General features: G+C 69.8%; 17 protein-coding genes. 7 read left to right on the plus strand and 10 right to left on the minus strand.

All coding sequences use genetic code 11. The features are described 5' to 3' along the window. Positions 1-6: 6 nt before the first annotated feature. Entirely contained in the window at positions 7-2,334 is a 2,328-nt protein-coding gene (locus tag ACJ8AN_RS02975; RefSeq protein ID WP_407753668.1) for a hypothetical protein, read from the minus strand. 43 nt (positions 2,335-2,377) lie between these two features. On the opposite strand from ACJ8AN_RS02975, the gene ACJ8AN_RS02980 reads away from it, so the two are divergent. Next, the gene (locus ACJ8AN_RS02980; RefSeq protein WP_407753669.1) at positions 2,378-3,133 is read left to right on the plus strand and encodes a CsgG/HfaB family protein; all 756 of its coding nucleotides are present in this window, start codon (positions 2,378-2,380) and stop codon (positions 3,131-3,133) included. Between the two features lie 4 nt (positions 3,134-3,137). Here ACJ8AN_RS02980 and ACJ8AN_RS02985 read toward each other — a convergent pair whose 3' ends face one another. The 6 genes from ACJ8AN_RS02985 to ACJ8AN_RS03010 all read right to left on the minus strand — a co-directional run bounded on the left by ACJ8AN_RS02985 (position 3,138) and on the right by ACJ8AN_RS03010 (position 7,726). Next, on the minus strand, positions 3,138-4,451 hold the full coding sequence (locus ACJ8AN_RS02985; protein WP_407753670.1) for a tetratricopeptide repeat protein: 1,314 nt from the start codon (positions 4,449-4,451) through the stop codon (positions 3,138-3,140). A 111-nt stretch (positions 4,452-4,562) separates the two neighbouring features. Then, positions 4,563-5,093, minus strand: a complete 531-nt coding sequence (locus ACJ8AN_RS02990; protein WP_407753671.1) for a hypothetical protein — start codon at positions 5,091-5,093, stop codon at positions 4,563-4,565. Positions 5,094-5,210: 117 nt separating this feature from the next. Further along, complete coding sequence (locus ACJ8AN_RS02995) at positions 5,211-5,648, minus strand: OsmC family protein (protein WP_407753672.1); 438 nt, start codon at positions 5,646-5,648, stop codon at positions 5,211-5,213. Positions 5,649-5,678: 30 nt separating this feature from the next. Beyond that, a complete protein-coding gene (locus ACJ8AN_RS03000) occupies positions 5,679-6,893 on the minus strand; it encodes a deoxyhypusine synthase family protein (RefSeq protein ID WP_407753673.1) in 1,215 nt (404 codons plus the stop codon). A 44-nt stretch (positions 6,894-6,937) separates the two neighbouring features. After that, positions 6,938-7,210 (minus strand): hypothetical protein, encoded by a 273-nt coding sequence (locus tag ACJ8AN_RS03005; RefSeq protein WP_407753674.1) that lies wholly within the window; start codon positions 7,208-7,210, stop codon positions 6,938-6,940. A 15-nt stretch (positions 7,211-7,225) separates the two neighbouring features. Continuing rightward, positions 7,226-7,726, minus strand: a complete 501-nt coding sequence (locus tag ACJ8AN_RS03010) for an RrF2 family transcriptional regulator (protein ID WP_407753675.1) — start codon at positions 7,724-7,726, stop codon at positions 7,226-7,228. Positions 7,727-7,813: 87 nt separating this feature from the next. Here ACJ8AN_RS03010 and ACJ8AN_RS03015 point away from each other — a divergent pair, with 87 nt between their 5' ends. Then, a complete protein-coding gene (locus tag ACJ8AN_RS03015) occupies positions 7,814-8,641 on the plus strand; it encodes a PHP domain-containing protein (RefSeq protein WP_407753676.1) in 828 nt (275 codons plus the stop codon). Between the two features lie 41 nt (positions 8,642-8,682). Here ACJ8AN_RS03015 and ACJ8AN_RS03020 read toward each other — a convergent pair whose 3' ends face one another. Continuing rightward, complete coding sequence (locus ACJ8AN_RS03020) at positions 8,683-10,644, minus strand: S8 family serine peptidase (RefSeq protein WP_407753677.1); 1,962 nt, start codon at positions 10,642-10,644, stop codon at positions 8,683-8,685. Between the two features lie 154 nt (positions 10,645-10,798). On the opposite strand from ACJ8AN_RS03020, the gene ACJ8AN_RS03025 reads away from it, so the two are divergent. After that, complete coding sequence (locus ACJ8AN_RS03025) at positions 10,799-12,214, plus strand: hypothetical protein (protein ID WP_407753678.1); 1,416 nt, start codon at positions 10,799-10,801, stop codon at positions 12,212-12,214. Positions 12,215-12,217: 3 nt separating this feature from the next. Here ACJ8AN_RS03025 and ACJ8AN_RS03030 read toward each other — a convergent pair whose 3' ends face one another. Continuing rightward, on the minus strand, positions 12,218-13,822 hold the full coding sequence (locus ACJ8AN_RS03030; RefSeq protein ID WP_407753679.1) for a methyl-accepting chemotaxis protein: 1,605 nt from the start codon (positions 13,820-13,822) through the stop codon (positions 12,218-12,220). 213 nt (positions 13,823-14,035) lie between these two features. Here ACJ8AN_RS03030 and ACJ8AN_RS03035 point away from each other — a divergent pair, with 213 nt between their 5' ends. Together ACJ8AN_RS03035 and ACJ8AN_RS03040 are read left to right on the plus strand one after the other, a co-directional pair. Next, positions 14,036-14,407, plus strand: coding sequence for an NADH-quinone oxidoreductase subunit A (locus tag ACJ8AN_RS03035; RefSeq protein ID WP_407753680.1), 372 nt, complete (start codon positions 14,036-14,038; stop codon positions 14,405-14,407). 15 nt (positions 14,408-14,422) lie between these two features. Next, positions 14,423-14,980: an NADH-quinone oxidoreductase subunit B gene (locus tag ACJ8AN_RS03040; protein ID WP_407753681.1), complete on the plus strand. Its 558-nt coding sequence runs from the start codon at positions 14,423-14,425 to the stop codon at positions 14,978-14,980. Between the two features lie 85 nt (positions 14,981-15,065). Here ACJ8AN_RS03040 and ACJ8AN_RS03045 read toward each other — a convergent pair whose 3' ends face one another. Further along, positions 15,066-15,536: a PaaI family thioesterase gene (locus tag ACJ8AN_RS03045; RefSeq protein WP_407753682.1), complete on the minus strand. Its 471-nt coding sequence runs from the start codon at positions 15,534-15,536 to the stop codon at positions 15,066-15,068. 121 nt (positions 15,537-15,657) lie between these two features. Here ACJ8AN_RS03045 and ACJ8AN_RS03050 point away from each other — a divergent pair, with 121 nt between their 5' ends. Together ACJ8AN_RS03050 and ACJ8AN_RS03055 are read left to right on the plus strand one after the other, a co-directional pair. Then, a complete protein-coding gene (locus tag ACJ8AN_RS03050; RefSeq protein WP_407753683.1) occupies positions 15,658-16,944 on the plus strand; it encodes an adenylate/guanylate cyclase domain-containing protein in 1,287 nt (428 codons plus the stop codon). Positions 16,945-17,088: 144 nt separating this feature from the next. Continuing rightward, entirely contained in the window at positions 17,089-17,601 is a 513-nt protein-coding gene (locus ACJ8AN_RS03055) for an NADH-quinone oxidoreductase subunit C (RefSeq protein ID WP_407753705.1), read from the plus strand. The last annotated feature ends 26 nt before the right edge of the window (positions 17,602-17,627 follow it).

Below are 17,627 nucleotides of genomic sequence, written 5' to 3' on the forward strand. Positions count from 1 at the left end.
AGCCCTTCAGCGCCGGCGCCAGCTCATCACCCGGGCGAGGAACACCGTCCCGAAGACGAGCACCGTGAAGGCCGCCGTGTAGCCCAGGAAGATGAGCCACCCGGAGGTGTTGCCGGGGATGCCCACCGAGGGGCTCATCTCCTGGAACTGCGCCCCGGAGAAGAACCCGCACGCGAGGCTCACCGGCAGGAAGACGAACACCAGGATGCCCACCATCCGGTCGAACTGGTCGCGCTTGTACTGGTCCAGCTCCGCGGCCTGGTCCTTCATGGCCTCGACCGTCTCCTGCAGCCCGTGCAGCGAGTGCCAGGAGAGGTAGCGTGCGTTGACGTCCGGGTCCTCGCTCACGCGCGTGTGCCACAGTGAGTTGGTGAAGAGCATCACGTCCGAGCGGACGCTGCGCGCGGGCCGCAGGCTCTGCCAGCGCGAAGTGCGGTAGCGCTGCTCCACCTCGGCCATGCGGCGGCTCGTCTCGAAGGCCGAGTAGCGCTGGCCTATGGTGAGCAGGAACAGGAGCACATCCCGGTCGCACGCGAGTGGGCCGCGCTCCTCTTCCTCGATGAGGAACTCGAGCCGGGCGCCGCCCGTCGAGGTGAGCCAGTGCTCCGTCTCGCCCGCGGCATCCCGGAGCACGCGCCGGCTCTCGGACGCGGCCTCCGAGGGCAGCCGCTCCAGGGTGGGCTCGGTACCCGAGGCAATCGCGTGGAAGAGCCCCTGCATGGAGCGCGAGTCATCGAGCATCGACGAGCGGCCGCGCGAAATCCGGTAGGAGCCGTAGACGAGCCAGCGCTCGGGGCCCAGCGGCGCGAGCCAGGGCGGCAGTCCGCGCAGGGGCTCGAGCTCCCACAACTCCTTGCCCTCGGCGAGCGCCGCCTGCTCCTGGGCGAGCGCGTACATCGAGGTCGGCGTCTTGCGGGGCCGCTCTATCCACACGACGACGAGCCGGTTCGGATAGACGGAGACGTGGAGGGTGTGGCCGTCGGTGGGCTTCTCGTAGTGCGTGACGTCCGCTTCCTGCGTGGAACCCAGGAAGGAATTGACGACCGCGGGGTGGAAGGACGAGCCCTGGGGGGAGAAGTCGCTGCGGCGGAAGCCCCGGGACACGAGCTCGATGTCCGGCGCCGGACCGCGCCACAGGAAGGGCCGGGCGAAGACGGTGTGGGCGCGGAGGACGTGGACGTGGCGGCCCACGTTGAACCGGTCCCAGATGGCCTGCCACAGCTCGCGGCGCGACAGCCGGGTACCCGAGTACGGAACAGCCACCATCGTCGAGCGGCCCACGGGGCTGGCGTAGCCATCCGAGTACCACGGGTCCGAGTAGTCATTGGGCTGGCGCTCGAAGCGGCGCGCGCCCTTCTTGCGCGGCGTGCCGTCCGGCTGCTTGTCACCCTCGAGCTCGTCCAGCGTGCCCGCGAGGTCCGCGAGCGAGCCGGCGCGCTCGGGGGTGAGCGAGATGACGTGCCAGGGCCGGCTCTGCTCGAGGCGTGAGATGTGGACGGCCATGAAGTCGAAGCCCTGGCCGTAGTGGGTGTTCCCGGTGTCGCTGCGCGCGAGCAGCCGCAGCACGGTGACGTCCTGGAAGGAGGACAGGAAGAGCGCGTCCACGCGCCGCACGGACCCGTCCTCGTGCCCATCGAGGGGAATATCGAGCTGCACGCGTTGGGCGCGAGAGAGCTCGGCGCGGTACAGGCGCTCGTCGGCCTTGAGGCGGCGGGAGATGACGGGAGGGATGAGCGGCTCGGGCAGCCGGGCCAGCTCCGCGCGGAGGCGGACCACGTTCATCACCGAGGCCATCAGCTCCAGCACCTCGCGGGTGGGGCGGGCCGTCTCCGAGGGCCACAGGTTGAGCGCGGCGTAGAACACCGTCCCGAAGGCCCGCTCGTAGTCGCCCACCGTCTCGGTGTGGCCCTGCTCCCACTCGCCCAGGTACTCGACGAGCGCGTCGGAGCCCTCGGGCCAGGCGCCATGCAGGAGCCGGTACGCGACCAGCAGCGTGGCGCAGATGACGTCGAAGGTGTGCTCGTGGACGCGCAGCGTGAATTTCCCCAGCGAGCCCTCGGGCTGGCCCTCCCTGAGCTGCCCGGCGAGGGCATCGAGCTCGCCGGCGGACAGGAGGACGGCGCCCGTGGTGGAGCGCACCGAGCGCCGCATCCACTGGGGCAGCTTCCACGCCAGCATGCGGGGATGGGGAGGCAGGGACTCGGCGCGGGAGCCCACGCTGATGAACAGCTCGCGGGCTTCCGGCTCGACGCCAGGGGCGGGCCTGTCGGTGGTCCACTCCACCTGCCCCTCGCCCATCAGGAACTCCACCACCTGTCGCAACTTCGCATCCATGGGGGGGACCTTATAGGCCCATCCCGTGCGAGAATCCCGCTTCGTGACGGCTCCACGCTTCCCGTTCCCGTGTCTCCTCGGCCTGCTGCTCGGGCTGCTCGCCCTCCCCGCCCTCGCCACCGGTGAGCCCCATGGCCCGCCCACCGGCACGCCCGCGGACAAGGACGCCGACAAGCCCACCGTCGCGGTGCTCTACTTCGACTACGACGGCATCAACGCCGAGATGGCGCTCCTCAAGAAGGGGCTGGCGCAGATGCTCATCTCGGACCTGTCGGCCCACGACTCCGTGCGGCTCGTGGAGCGCAGCAGGCTCCAGCAGGTGATGGACGAGCTGCGGCTGAGCCAGTCCAACAAGTTCACCCCGGACTCGGCGAGCCGGATCGGCAAGCTGCTCGGGGCGCGCTACCTGGTGATGGGCGGCTACTTCGACGTGATGAACACCCTGCGCGTGGACGCCCGCATCGTCGAGACCGAGACGGGCCGCATCATCCGCTCCGTCGGGGCGCAGAACACGCCCGACAAGTTCCTCACGCTCGAGCAGGTGCTCGTGGACGACCTGCGCGCCGTCTTCGAGGAGCTCACCGCCCGGGCCGATTCCACGAAGGTGCCCGCGAAGCGCAGGGCCGCCCAGGGCCGGCCGCGCAGGCTCACCCGGGACATGGCCCTGCACTATGGCCGGGCGTTGGACGCGAAGGACCGCAAGGATCTGGTGACGGCGAAGAAGGAGCTGAGCACCGTGGTCAAGGCCCAGCCGGACTTCCAGCTCGCGTCCCAGGAGCTGGCGCTGCTGATGAAGTGAGCGCTCAGGGCGGGCAGAGCCCGGTGGCCTCCGCGTGGCCCAGCTCCTTCGCGCGGCACCACGCGGCCCGGGCGTGCTTCTGCTCCTCGAGGGCCTGCGCCTCCCGGTTCGCGGCCTGGGATTCCTTCGCCCGCGCCGCATGGGCATTGCCCAGCGCGAAGTGGATGTCCGCGATCTCCGGAGCGCTCTCCGCCGCGCGCTTCAGCCACAACACGGCCTGGTCCATGCGCGGCACCCTCGAATAGATCAGCCCCAGGTTGTAGCGCGGCTGCCAGAAGCGCGGGTTCAGCTCGGCGGCGCGCGTGAGGTGCTCCACGGCCTCCTTCACGTTGCCGTGCGCCACCGACACCCTCGCCGCCAGGTTCTCCGCCGCCGCGAAGCTCGTGCACAGGAGCGCCTTGTTCATGGCCTCGGCATCGGGGTTGCCGGCCAGCAGGCTCGCCCGGGCCACGTGGAACCACCCTTCCGGGCTCCAGTGCGCCCCCTGCGCCCGCAGGGCCGCGAGCGCCGCGAGGGCCTCGCCCACCCGCTTGTCCGCGGGGATGCGCTCCAACAACTTGGGGCCGATCTCCACGAGCACCCCGAGCGCCCGCGGGTCCATCTCCTGGCACTCCACGGGAGGCGGAGGCTCCGCGTGCTCGGCGTAGAGCGCATCCACCCGGCCCCGAAGGCTGGAGGCACTGGGAGAGGACGCACCGGGAGCCGGACGGTAGGCGACGACGCCCAGTCCCGCGGCGAGCACCACGAGGGCGACGCCCCCCACCCACGCCAACCGCTTGCCCCCCGGGGGCCGCACCGCCGGAACCGGCTTCGAGGGAGTCCCCACCGGAGCCTTCACCGGAGGAGCGGCCATCATCGACGAGCCCGGAACCGGGGTGATGGCGGGCTCCTGGAGGTGGCGCTCCCGGTACCAGGTGAGGATGACTCCGAGGGAGTTGAGGCTCGTCATCGCCTCCTGGAGGTCCACCTTCACGCCCGCGTCCTGGAGGTCTCCGGCGTGGTCGTGCGCGCTGAGATTGCCCCAGGCCTGCACCGTGCCCATGTGCGCGAGGACATGGGTGGGGATGAGACCCGCGTGGGCCTGCTGGCGGAACTTGTTGATGAGCTCGTCGAGCGTCGCCTTGCCGGGCGTCTGCTTCAGCTCGGTGGTGAGCAGCGAGCGCAGGAGCATCTCGAGCACCAGCCGCGCGTTCTGCAGCACGCCCTTGTAGTCCCGGTTGCGGCCCCGGGTGACCAGTGCCACCAGGTCATCCTGGGCCCTGCCGAAGTACGGGGTGAGCTGCTCGATGCGGTTGAGCAGCGGCTCCAGCTCGGTCATCTCGATTCCTCTCGCGAGGAACCCTAGCACCGGGCGGCGTCTCCAGGAGCGAGTGCCCCTGGAGCTGGCGCCGGGAGAGGAAGCGGGCAGGCGCGAGGCCCGGGACGCGGGCTATGCCTCCTGCCGCGGCTCCGGCGGAGTCATGGAGAGCACGGAGCCCGCATGGGGTTCGGAGAAGGCCTCCTCCGAGGCCTGCTGCCGCAGCCGCTCCAGGGTGCGCCGCTGCTGCTCGGCGCGGGTGACGAGGGCCGCGAAGTCGAAGCGGCGCAGGCGCTCGTCCTTGCGCGACAGCCGCCGCAGCGTCCGCCACAGCGACAGCCGTCCCTCGGTGCCCAGACACAGCCCTTCCAGCTCCACGAGGCGGCTCAGCGGCGAATAGCGCAGCCACCGGCCATTGAGCTTCAGCCGCCCGAGCTTCTCGCCCAGCCACGCGGCGCCCACCTTGAGTTGATCCCTCGGCAGGCCCAGGGCCGACATCACGCCCAGCAACGTCGCGCGGTCCTCGCGCAGCTCGCGGACGAGCGTGTCCAGGTACTCGCCCACGGTGTTGTCGGCGTTCTCCGACCAGGTACGGCGAGCCAACTCCAGGCCCACCGTGGAGCCCGCCAGATGATCGTTCAGGTAGATCCGCAACAACGCCACGTTCACAGCGCCCTCCTCGCGCTCGCGTCAACCCTGGGGAGGGTCCGCACGCCCGGGCGGCGGCGCAGGAGGCCGGGCCCGGGCGTTCGGGGAGCAGGCGGCGGAGCGTGAAGCCCGCTACGCCTTGTCGGGGTAGCGGAAGGACAGCGGCAGCTTCACGTCCGGGTGCAGGCTGCGAGCGACCGGGCAGCCGTGCGCCACCTCCTCCAACCGGGTGCGGTGCGCGGCGGAGAGGCCCGAGGGCATGTCGATCTCCAGCACCAGTTCGCCGATGCGGCGCGGCGGAGGCGTCATCCGCTTCTCCACGCGGGCCTTCGCCTCACCGAAGGGGATGTTCTCCCGCGAGGCGGCGAGGGCCATGGTGGTGAGGGCGCACGAGGCGAGCGCCGCGCCCACGAGGTCCGTGGGAGAGAAGGACATGCCGGTGCCCCCATTGTCCTTGGGGGCCTCGGTGGAGATCTTCGTGCCGGACGGGCCGTGCTCCAACTTGCAGGTGAAGCCCGGCGCGCTCACGACGTTCATCTGGACGCCGGTGGCGGGGGTTGGCTGGCTCATGGGGATGGCTCCTCGAGGGGACTGGGAGAATCAACGCACGTAGGCGGTGTGCTCGTCCGGGTTGGGCTTGGGCTCGTCGGGGCTCCAGTCGATCGTCTTCAGCAGGGACTTGCGGCGCTTCTGCACGTCCTTGTCGAGGAAGGTGACGGCCTCCTGCATCACGTCCATGAGCCGGCGCGGCTTGCGCTTCATCTTCGTGTCGCTGAGCAGCGCGTGGGTGAGCCACGGGAAGACGGCCGTGACATCCGTGTGCACGTACATGGAGCCCGCCTCCACGGCCTCCATGGAGACCTTGCCCCAGGTGTGGCCCTCACCGGCCGGGCAGCTGGAGAGCGCGCCGTTGTCCACCGGGTCCACGCAGAACTGCACGTCGATGTCGAAGCCGTCCGTGGGCACGCCCAGAATCTGGTCCAGCAGGGGCTCGCCCTGGAGCGTGTAGTTCTTGGGCACGCCGCCGCCGAGGATCCAGATGGCCATCTTGTTGGAGAAGTGGTGGCGGCAGTAGTGCTGCACGGCCGACATCCAGTAGACGTCGTCGTTGATGTCGATCTCGAACTTGAACTGGTCGGGACCGAGCAGCCGCTTGAGCTTGACGGCGTTGAGGAAGATGGAGCCGTCCTGCACGGCGCCCACGAAGATGGGCACGCCGTACTTGTAGCAGGTGGACAGCAGCGAGGCCTGCTTCACGCCCAGCTGCTTTTCAATGGCCTGGATGTTCTTGCCGAGCAGGTAGTGGAACTCGGGCGTGGTCATCTTGCGCTGGAACTCGGGGCGGCGCAGGAGCGCGGAGAAGAGGCGGTCGGTGTCGAGCAGCGCCTCCTCCCAGAAGCCGAGGTCGTAGATGCGGATGATGCGGGCCAGGCGGTACTGGAGGTCGCCCGCGTTGGGGTTCACCTCGCGGATGGCGTGGCCGATGATGCGGTGGGCATCGTGGTAGAGGTTGGCGCCGGTGGTGGTGAGCGCCGAGATGATGCCCTTCTCGATGAGGGGGATGATGCAGCTCTGGTGCAGGCCCGCCGGAGTCATCGCGCCCGAGAGCGTGAGGAAGATGGAGGCATCCACCTCCATGGAGCGGCGCATCAGCTCGAACGCGGTGCGCTCCTGGCGCCCCACGTAGGCCGAGAAGGCGTGCTCGAGGAGCTCGGTGGGAGACTCCTTGCCGGTGATGGGACGGGGGTCCGCCTTGCGCGCTCCGGCGTAATGCGAGCGCAGGCTCTTCTTGTTGTTCGAGGGGTTCTTGGCCATGGCGCGCGATCTACCACTGCCCGCCCGCCGAGGGGAGCACGGGTTTACTTGCGCTTCCTGCCCTTGCCCTCGGAGCCGGCCTTGGGAAGCTCCGGCTCGGGAGTGCCCAGCACGCGCTGGCGCACCTGCTCGGCGGAGAGGTGCCCGGTATCCGCGACGACGCACGAGACGTACGCCAGGTCCGCCAGGGCCCGCCTCGCCCGGGCGCGCACCGCCTCATCCTCGGAGGACAGCAGCTCCGAGGCGGCGGAGACGTAGGCGCTCGCCAGCGAATCGAAGAGGTAGACGCGATTCTCGATGGTGTCGTCCTTGGCCATGGGGCCCTCCCCTGCTCACTCCACTCGCCGCGATTCCGCGGCCGGACGTGCGGGAGCCTCGGGCACCTCGGCCACGGGCTCGGGGACGCGCAGGTCACTCATCGCGAGCCGGTCGAGCGTGGCGTGGCGGTACACCTCCAGCATCCGCTGCTGGCCGAGCTTCCACACGCCGTACATGGTGCAACTTCCGGTGGCTTTGCACGAGTCGTGGTTGCTGCCGTCCTGGCAGACGTTGACCACCACCGGACCCTCGACGGCCTCGATGACGTCGAGGAAGGACATTTCCCGGGCGGGCCGGGCCAGCGCGTAGCCCCCATGGGCGCCCCGGGTGGAGCGGACCCTGTTGCGCTCGACGAGCGTCTTGAGGATCTTCGCCAGGAAGTCCTCCGGCACGTCCATGCGGCGGGCGATCTCCCGGAAGGGGACCATGCGCTCCAGGGGCTGCGACGCCAGGAAGATCATGGCGCGCATGGCGTATTCGAGCTTCCGGGAAATCTGGAACGGGTGCTGCTGCATTGCGTCCGTCGCTGGTGAGTCTCAGGTTTATCGCACATCCTAGGGGTCGTAAGAGGCCCTTTCAACCCGAGCACCTTGGAGTCCGCCTTGATCGACTTGCATTCCCACACCACGGCGAGTGATGGCCAACACTCGCCCGCCGAGCTGGTCTCCCTGGCGGCGAGCGCGGGGGTGACGGCGCTGGCGGTGACGGACCACGACACGGTGGCGGGATTGGGGGAGGCGGCGGAGGCGGCGAAGGCGCACGGGATGGAGCTGGTGGCGGGAATCGAGCTGTCGGCGTTCGTGCTGCGGCGCGAGGTGCACATCCTGGGGCACTTCGTGAGGCCGGACTTCGAGGAGCTGGCCAGCTACGACGCGCGGCTGCGGGTGGAGCGCGAGCAGCGGATGGTGCGGATGGTGGAGGGCATGAGGAAGATGGGCTTCCCGGTGCGGATGGAGCAGGTGCGGGCCCTCGCGGGGAGCGCGCAGCTCGGGAGGCCGCACCTGGCGCGGCTGCTGGTGGAGCAGGGCTGGTGCGTGGACGTGAAACAGGCGTTCGACCGGTTCCTGGGCGCGGGGAAGTCGGCGTGGGTGGAGCGCTTCAAGCTGGACGGGGCGGACGCCATCAAGCTCATCCACCGCGCGGGAGGCACGGCGACGCTGGCGCACCCGGGCAGCTCGAAGGTGGAGCGTTACGAGCTGCTGCAGCTGGCGAAGGCGGGCCTGGACGGGCTGGAGGCGCTGCACGCGGACCACAACCCGGGCGTGCAGGAGCGCTACCTGAAGTTCGCGAAGGAGTTCGACCTGGTGCCCACGGGGGGCAGCGACTTCCACGGCGAGGCGGTGACGCCGGGCAAGCGCCCCGGGGACTCCACCACGCCCCCGGAGAACTTCGCGAAGCTGCGCGCCCGGGCCTCGAGCCAGCGGCAGTAGCGGCCCGGACGCACCACCGAGGTCCCCGGCGTCACACGGGCTCAGGGAGGATAGACCCAGGCCTCGACGCGCTCGAACCCGTAGCCGTAGTAGCCGTAACCGGCGTCGTTGCGGTTGGTGGTGTAGTAGTGGTCTCCGCCGGTGCCGTTCCAGTAGCGGTACAGCGGAACCGTGCCCCAGCGCTGCTCGCGGTAGGCATAGCCCTCGGAGCCGTCGTAGGAGTAGCCGTAGGCGGCGTAGCCCGAGTCATTGCGGTCCACCGTGTAGAAGTGGTCCCCATTGGTCGGGTTCCAGTAGCGCCACAGCGGCACGGCCCCCTGCGCCCCCCAGGTGAGGACGCGCGCGGCCACCGCCTCATAGCCGTATCCGAAATAGCCATAGCCCGCGTCGTTGCGGCTCACCGTGTAGAAGTGGTCCGTGTTGGTGCCGTTGAAGTACTGGTACAGGGGCACCGCGCTCGCGGGATCCACCGGCGTGGTGACGGAGAAGGTGCCGGTCGAACCGCTCTGCTGGCCGTACCAGTTGTAGGCGCGGACCGTGTAGCCATAGGTCGAGTTCCCCGCGAGCCCATTGTCCCAGAAGTGGGAGTCGCGGCCGATCCAGCCCACCAGTGTGCTCCCGCGGTACACGAGGTACCCGGCGAGATCGAGCTCGGAGTTGTCGTACCAATCGATCTCCACCTGCCAGGGCGAGCGCGCGGCGGCGTAGAGGCCCCGGGGCGCGGCGGGCGGCACCACGTGGGTGAAGAGCATCCGGTTGGGCGTGCCCGCGCCCGCGTTCGAGACGACCCCGGGAGTGGACTCGCCCACGATGGCGTTGTGCGAATTGGCGGGAGCAGCCCCCGGCTGCGCCTGGAGGTACTGCGCCACGGCGCCCGCGACATGGGGGGTCGCCATGGAGGTTCCACTCATCGTGGTCTGGTAGGTGTCGTTGCCGTGGTAGGCGGACACGATGTCCACGCCCGGCGCGAACACGTCGACGCAGGAGCCCCAGTTGGAGAAGCTGGCCCGCGCATCGTTGATGTCGGTCGCCGCCACGGTGATGGCCTCGCCCACGCGCGCCGGAGACTGGGTGCACGCATCCACGTTGGAGTTGCCCGCGGCCACCACGACGGTCACGCCACGCGCGATGAGGTTGCGCACGCCCTGGTCCATCGCATCGCTGGCCCCGCCGCCCAGGCTCATGTTGGCCACCGCCGGCTTGACGTGGTTGGCGGCGACCCAGTCCACGCCACTCAGGATGACTTCCGTGGACGAGGTGACGTGGCCGGCCGCATCCGGGCACCCGAAGATGCGCACCGAGTGCAGCAGCACCGACTTGGCGACGCCATACGTGGCACCGCCGATGGTCCCGGCCACGTGCGTGCCATGGCCGGCACAGTCACCGGCGCCCCACCCGTCCTGGATGGCGGTGAAGTCGTGCCGCACCCGTCCGCCGAAGTCGACGTGCGTGGCGCGGATGCCCGAGTCGATGACGTAGGCGTTCACGCCCGAGCCGGTCCAGCTGTAATGGAACCGGTCCGTGTACGGCAGGTAGCGCTCGTCCACGCGGCCCAGGCCCCACGAGGGCGGAGTCTCCTGGGTGGATTCGGTGAGGGTGAACTCGCCGTCCTCCTCGACGAAGGCGACCTCGGGGTCTTCGCTCAGCCGCCGGGCCTCGGCCTCGGAGAGCTCACCCGCCCAGCCACGCAGCGCATGCGCATAGTGCCGGAGCACCTTGCCCCCGTGCCGCGCCGCCTGGGCGCTGGCCTTCTGCTTCACCTTCGCTTCGTCGAGCCCCTCCTCGGCCAGCACCACCACGTAGCGTGCCTTCTTCGCGTGGGTGGCACGGCGGAACTTCGGCTTCTGCTCGGCCTGTGCCGGCTGGAGGGACTGGACCGTGATGGCCGAAGGAGCGGAGACGCTCTCGGACGAGACCGGCGCGTCCTGCGTCTCGGAGCCACAGCCAGACAGCACGGCGGCCAACGCCAATACCACCCACGGGCGGCGCGAGGTTTCAGACATGAGGAGTTCCTGAAGCTTCGTACGGGTTGGGATGAACAGGGGCGCGCAATTACAGGAAATCAGGAACAACACGCAAGCCCCCCCCTCCACCTCCCGGGTGATCCAACCGCGCTGCTCAGGGTCAATCCAGCCGGTACGGGAGGAAGTCCGGTACATGTCGCATCGAATCGTGTTCATCGGGTTGTGGGCGCTCGCGCTGATCGCATGTGGCTCCACCACGCAGCCGCCGCCCACGAGCACCGAGGCGTCATGTGGCCCCGCGAGCTGTGGGGGGTGCTGCATGGCGAGCGGGCGCTGCGAGCGCGGGCTCGAGGTGTCCGCCTGCGGCGTGCAGGGACAGGCGTGTGTGGACTGTAGTTCCCAGGGCGCGTGTGGTCTGGACGGGCGGTGCAAGGTCTCCACTCCGGACGCGGGCACCCCGGATGCGGGCGTGCCGCTCGGCTGTGGCGCGATCGCGCTGCCCCTGGTGAACGGCAAGGCCGAGGTGAGCGGAACGACGGTGGGCGCGGAGCAACAGGCGGCCGGCTCCTGCGGCGGCATTGATGGGCACGAGGTCGTCTACGCCTTCACCGTCCCCAGCACCGCCGCCTCCAGCACCGACGTGGTCGTCACCCTCACGCCCCGGGACGCGGCCTTCCAGCCGGTGGTGTACCTGAGGCAGGGCCGCTGCGACTCGCCGCAGTCCGAGCCGAGCAAGGCCTGCGTCGCGGCGCACCAACCCGGCGCCACCGTGCAGCTCCAGACGACGCGAGGCTATGACTCCAACACCTTCTACCTGGTGGTGGATGGGCAGACGGAGACGGGCGGGGCTTTCGATCTGAGCGTCGAGGTGGGTGGCCGCTCCGCCGACAGCTGCGCCGATGTACTTCCGCTGACGGGCCAGCGGTTCACCGTCCGAGGCACCTTCTCGGGCGCGGATGACGCGTACAGGCCGAGCTGCGACCGCGCCGGAGGGTTGGATCGGGTCTACCGGTTGGAGACGAGCGAGCTGGCCTACCTGCACACGTCGATCGATTACGACAGCAGTATCTTCTCCGCCGCGGTGGCCGTGAGCGACGTCTGCGGAGGAACGGAGCGCGCCTGCTTCGGCAGCAAGGGCTCATCGAGCCAGCTTCCCCCGGGCACGCACTACGTCTGGGTCGACGCCGATACCTCCACGGGGTACCTCTTCCGTGGGGAACTCGTGGCGCCTCCGCCAGGAGATGCCTGTGCTCAGGCGAAGCCCCTGGTCTTCTCCAACGGCGCGCAGGGCGGCACCGCGACGGACACGGTGGATCCCACGCCCCTGCACGATGACTGGCACCAGACGTGCGGCGGGGATGACGTGATGGATGTCGTCTACTCCTTCACCACCGACCGGACGCTGAAGCTCCACGCGAGCGCCACCACCCCGGCGGGCTACACCCGCCCGCTCACCCTGGTCGGAGCGACCTGCACTCCGGACGCGCAGGTGGCTTGCGGCACCGCCGCCCTGGACATCGCGGCGTTGCCAGCCGGAAGCTACTTCCTCTGGGTGGACGGGCTCTATGCGAGCCTGGGCCCCGCGACCCTCACCGTGACCCTGGAGTGAGCCCTACCGGTCGCGCGACACCTTGAACTTGCTGGTGAGCACAGTGAGGCTGTCGGCCACGTTCTGTAGATCCTGGGCAATGCGCGTGGTGCGGCCCGTGGCGTCCACGCCCTGCTTCACCAGCTCGGCCACGTTGCGCGCGCCCTGCACGGCCTGCTCACTCGACTGACGCTGTTGCCGCGTGGCGATGGTGATCTGCCGCGCCGCCTCGCTCGTGCCGCGCGCCAGCTCCACAATGCGCTGGAACACCGCCGAGGCCTGCTCGGCCACCTCCACGCCGCGGTCGCTCGTGGCCATGCCCACGCGCGCCTTGGTGGCCGCCTCGTTGCCCGAGTCCTGCACCTTCTCGACGATCCGCGCGATGTCCCGCGCCGACGCGGACACGTTCTCCGCCAGCTTGCGCATCTCCGCCGCCACCAGCGAGAAGCCCCGGCCCACCTCGCCGGCCTTCGTGCCCTCCAGGGCCGCGTTCAGCGCCAGCAGGTCCGAGCGCTCCGCCACCTGATTGATGACCTGGGCAATCTTGGACACCTGCTGCAGGTCCTGGTTCAGGCCCACGATGGCGTCCGCCACGCCCTTGGACTCCATGCGGATGTCGTTGATGCCCGCCACCACCTGCGCCACCACCGCCATCGCCTCGGCCACCGCCTCGTGCGTGCGCCGCGCGCTGGACTCCACCACCTCGGTGGAGCTGGAAATCTGCTCGGCCGTGCGGCTCAGCTCCTCGAAGGTCGCGGCGATCTGCTGCGCGTACGCCGCCTGCTGGCTGATGACGTGCTCCTGGTCCGCGGACGCGCCCGTCAGCCCGCGCGACGCGCTGGAGAGCTGCTCGAGCCGTGCCAGCAGCTCCGACACCGTGCCACGCAGCGTGCCCAGCATCTCGTTGAAGGAGTGCGCCATCATGCGCACCTCGCCCGCCGAGGCCACGTCCACCTCGCTCAGCGACACGTCTCCCTGGGCCACCTCGCGAGCCGCCTGCGACATGCGCGTCACCGGCTCGGCGATGGCCCGCCCGATGAAGAAGGCGATGAACAGGCCCACCACCATGGCGCCCAGGTACGCGTAGAGCGTCGGCCAGCGCAGCTCATCGGCCTCCGCCTTCATCACCGCCGTGTCCATGCCCACCACGTAGGTGTGGCCCCCGGGCATCCGGCAGAACGCCACCGGCTTGCCCTGAATCCGCCTCACCGAGCAGTCCTCGCCGTCGCCCTCGTCCTCGGAGGCGGCCTTCACCTCCGGCGGCACGGTGCCGCGGGAGGACAGCATCTTGCCCTCGGGCGCGAGCACCACCTGGAAGGACACGGAGCCGGCCTGATCCACCCGCTCGAAGATGTGCGAGAGCTGCTTCACCTCGCGCAGCCCGCCCTCCTTCGCGTCCACGGCCTGGGGGCCCGGCAACGCTGGAGGCGCCGTCCCGCCCTGCTCGAGCAGGGTGGCGATCTCATCCGAGGCGAGCAGCCCCACCGCGCGCGCCCGATCCTCGAGCCGCTTGAGGCCGAATTGCCGTTGCTGCTTCGGAAAATAGAAACCGCTGAACAGGGCCACCGCGAGACTGGGAACCAGCACCGCCAATGCCACCTGCCAGCGCAAACTGAGCCGACCCCACATGCCCGGGCTCTCTCCTGTCTGATCGGACGACCGCCAGGGTGCGACCCTAGGCGCCCGGTGCTCGGAGCGTCAAACCCCTGGCGCGCGAGGGCGCGGGACCGGGGGGCAGGCGGCCAGGCACTCCGCCGCGGCTTTCCGCTGTCATGTCCGGGGGTTGGATCTCCGGGTTTCCCCATTGACACCGCCCCGGTGTGTCCCTAGGGTCCGCGCCGAATGAACCCCAACCCTCTCGCCCCCTATCTGCCGCTGGCGATCGTGCTGCTGCTGGCGGGCGTGCTGGCGCTCGTCATCGTCCAGCTGGCCGCCATGCTGGGACCCCGGCGTCCGAGCGCCATCAAGTCCACGGCCTTCGAGGCCGGCTCCGAGAGCAGCGGTCCGGCGCGTCAGCGCTTCGCGGTGAAGTTCTACGTGGTCGCCCTCCTCTTCATCGTGTTCGACGTCGAGGCGGTGTTCCTGTACCCCTGGGCGGTGAACTTCCAGGCGCTCGGCTGGTTCGGCTACGTGGAGATGCTCGTTTTCGCGGCGACGCTCGTCGTGGGCCTTATCTACATCTGGAAGAAGGGCGCCCTCGAGTGGGAGCACTGAGGGCACGAAAGAACCATGGCTGAGACCGATATCGCACCCGTATTGACCACCCGCCGCGACGAGGCCATGGGCTTCTTCGAGCGCATGGTGTCCAAGGGCCTGGGTTGGGCGCGCAAGTACTCGCTCTTCACCTACCCGTTCGCCACCGCGTGCTGCGGCATGGAGTTCATGTCCGTGGCCTCCGCGCGGCACGACATCGCCCGCTTCGGCGCCGAGTTCCCCCGGTTCTCGCCCCGCCAGGCGGACATGCTGATGGTGATTGGCACCATCAACCAGAAGCAGGCCCCCATCCTCAAGCGCGTGTACGAGCAGATGACGGAGCCCAAGTGGGTCGTCGCCTTCGGCGTGTGCGCGTCCTCGGGCGGCTTCTACGACAACTACGCCGTGCTCCAGGGCATCGACCGCGTCATCCCGGTGGACGTCTACATCCCCGGCTGCCCGCCGCGCCCCGAGCAGGTGCTCGACGGCCTCAAGCTGCTGCAGGACAAGATCGGCAACCAGACGCACCGCGTGGGTCACCGGGGCTCGGCCCCGCACGACTTGCTGGCCGGCCAGTACAACCTCAGCAAGTAGGCACCCGCGCACCGCACCGGTGCCGGACCCCAGGCCCCGCGACCTCCTCGGAGGTGGCGGGGCCTTCGCCTTTCCAGCCCCCGCCCTACCAGCGGTGGTAGGCCGGGTGGCCGGGCTTCACCGCCACGAAGGTGCCGCGGCACGTAGCGCACACCTTGCCGCCCGCGGTGAGCGTGCCCTCGACGACGACCTTGTCGCCCTCGATTGAGACGGGCTTCGCCTCCAGGTGGAGGGGACCCAGGGGCGTGGGGCGCTTGAGCTGGATGGAGTACTCGGCGGTGACGGTGCACGGCGGGGCGTCCAGGCCGCGCTGCTTCATCAGCGCGTGGGCCGCCGTCCAGTTGCAGTGGCAATCCAGTAACGAGCCGATGATTCCGCCATTCACCACGCCGGGGAAGGCCTGGTGGTGCTCGGCGGGAGTCCAGTCGGCGACGACGAGCTCGCCCTCCACGCGGCTGCGCACGTGCAGGCCCTGGGGGTTGGCGGGGCCACAGCCGAAGCACACGAGGTTGGGCGCGAAACGTTCCTGGAGACTCTCGGGAGAAGTCGTGGACATGCGGAAACCATAACGCCGCCGTTCCCTCTTGGGACGCACGGCGAGCAGGCGGGCTCGCGAAATGTGCACGCGCCCCTCCTCCGTGCGAGGATGCACCACCCCCCATGACCGCCGAGGTCGAGTGGCCGAGTCCCCCCAGACACGCGACCCGCTCACCGAGTTCTTGAAGGAACCGGTGGAGCGGGCCCTCGAGGAAGAGCGCCGGCACAACACCGTGCGCCTGGCGCTGCTGCGCTTCCTCGGCGTGTCCGCCATCCTGGCCGTCACGGTGTACCTGGCCCGGGTGCAGGGGCTGGCGGACTGGGAGGTGTACCTCGTCCCCTTCACCTCCTACTGGCTGTGCACCGGGGTGACCCTGGGCGTGGTGATGCGCCTGCCCCGCGTGACGACCTGGGCCGGGCTGTCGCTCGCGGTGGTGGACGTGCCGGCCATCTATTGGCTGCAGCACCTCGCCCTGCCCGTCTCGCCCTCACCCGGGGGGGTGGCGGGCTTCACCCTGGGCCTCTACGCCTGCATCATCGTCCTCTCGGCGCTGTCACTGCGCCGCCCGGTGATCTTCGCCGTGACGGCGGTGGCGGCCGTGGCCGAGGTGTACCTGCAGGCCGAGGCCGGCATCGGCGTGGGCGCGCGCGTGGTGGCGGTGGTGGTGCTGGGGCTGACGGCGGGGGCCGCGCGCTACCTCTTCCACCGCATCCGCGTGCTCATCTCCGCGGTGACGCACGAGGAGCTCCAGCGCGCCCAGCTCGGCCGCTACTTCTCCCCCGCGGTGGCCGAGCGCCTGCAGGACCTGGCCTCGCCGGTGTCCACCCCGGAGCTGCGCGAGGTGACGCTCCTCTTCACGGACCTGCGGGGCTTCACCGCGCTCAGCGAGCGGCTGTCCCCCGAGGCCGTGGTGGCCCTGCTCAATGAAGTCCACGGCCGCATGGTGGAGGTGGTGTTCCGCCACGGCGGCACGCTCGACAAGTTCATCGGGGATGCACTCATGGTGTACTTCGGCGCTCCCCTGCCCGAGCCGCACCACGCCCGGCGGGCCGTGGAGTGCGCCCTGGAGATGATGCGGGAGCTGGAGGCGGTGAACGCCGAGCGGGCCTCCCGGGGCGAGCCCGCCCTGCGCATGGGGGTGGGCCTGCACACCGGCCGGGTGGTGCTCGGCAACATCGGCTCCACGGCCCACCGCCTGGAGTACACGGCCATTGGGGACACGGTGAACCTGGCCAACCGCATCGAGCGGCTCACCAAGCAGCACGGCACCCCCGTCCTCGTCTCGCGCACCACCCGTGAACAGGCCGGGGAGGGCTTCCGCTGGGAGGAGCTGCCCCCCACGCGGGTGGCCGGCAAGACCGAGCCCGTTTCCACCTTCATTCCCCGGCCGCTCCCCGCCCGCGAGGGGCCCGAGGCGGCGGCCTGAAATGCCCGTCCCGGCCCACGCCGGCTTCTGACTCGCGTAAGTAGCGGGGATGGTTGAGGGATTACGTTGACGGGCGGCGGGACCCATCCTTATAACGCGCCGGATTCCTTAGCCAGCATTGAGGCCCCCTTGAGCACTTTCGCACTGGACAGGGTCACCGCCCAGTTCCCAGAGGCGGTGGCGGAGCGCTACCTCGACCGCACTGGCGGCGCCTGGGCCGTCATCCACGCCGAGCACCTGCCGAAGGTCGCGGCGTTCCTGAAGAACGAGCTCGACTTCAAGCTCTTCACGTCCATCGACGCGGTGGATCGCCTCCACCTCGCGGAGAATGATCCGCGCTTCGAGGTCGTCTACTTCATCTACTCGCTGTCGCGTCACGAGCACGTGCGCCTCAAGGTGCGCGTGAGCGAGGCCAGGCCGGAAGTCCCCTCCATCGTGTCCATCTTCAAGGGCGCTGACTGGTGGGAGCGCTTCGTCTGGGACTTCTACGGCGTGCGCTTCTCGGGCCACCCGGACCTGCGCCGCGTGCTGCTCTACGAGGAGTTCCAGGGCCACCCGCTCCGCAAGGACTACGCCCTGCGCGACCGTCAGCCGCTCATCCCCGAGCGGCCCATCAAGGACATCTTCCGCGGCCCCGGTACCAGCGGCGTTTCCTGAGCGCCCCCGCGCCCCCCTCTTTCGAG

It is taken from the genome of Archangium sp., assembly GCF_045802675.1.
In the GTDB taxonomy this organism is placed as follows: domain Bacteria; phylum Myxococcota; class Myxococcia; order Myxococcales; family Myxococcaceae; genus Archangium.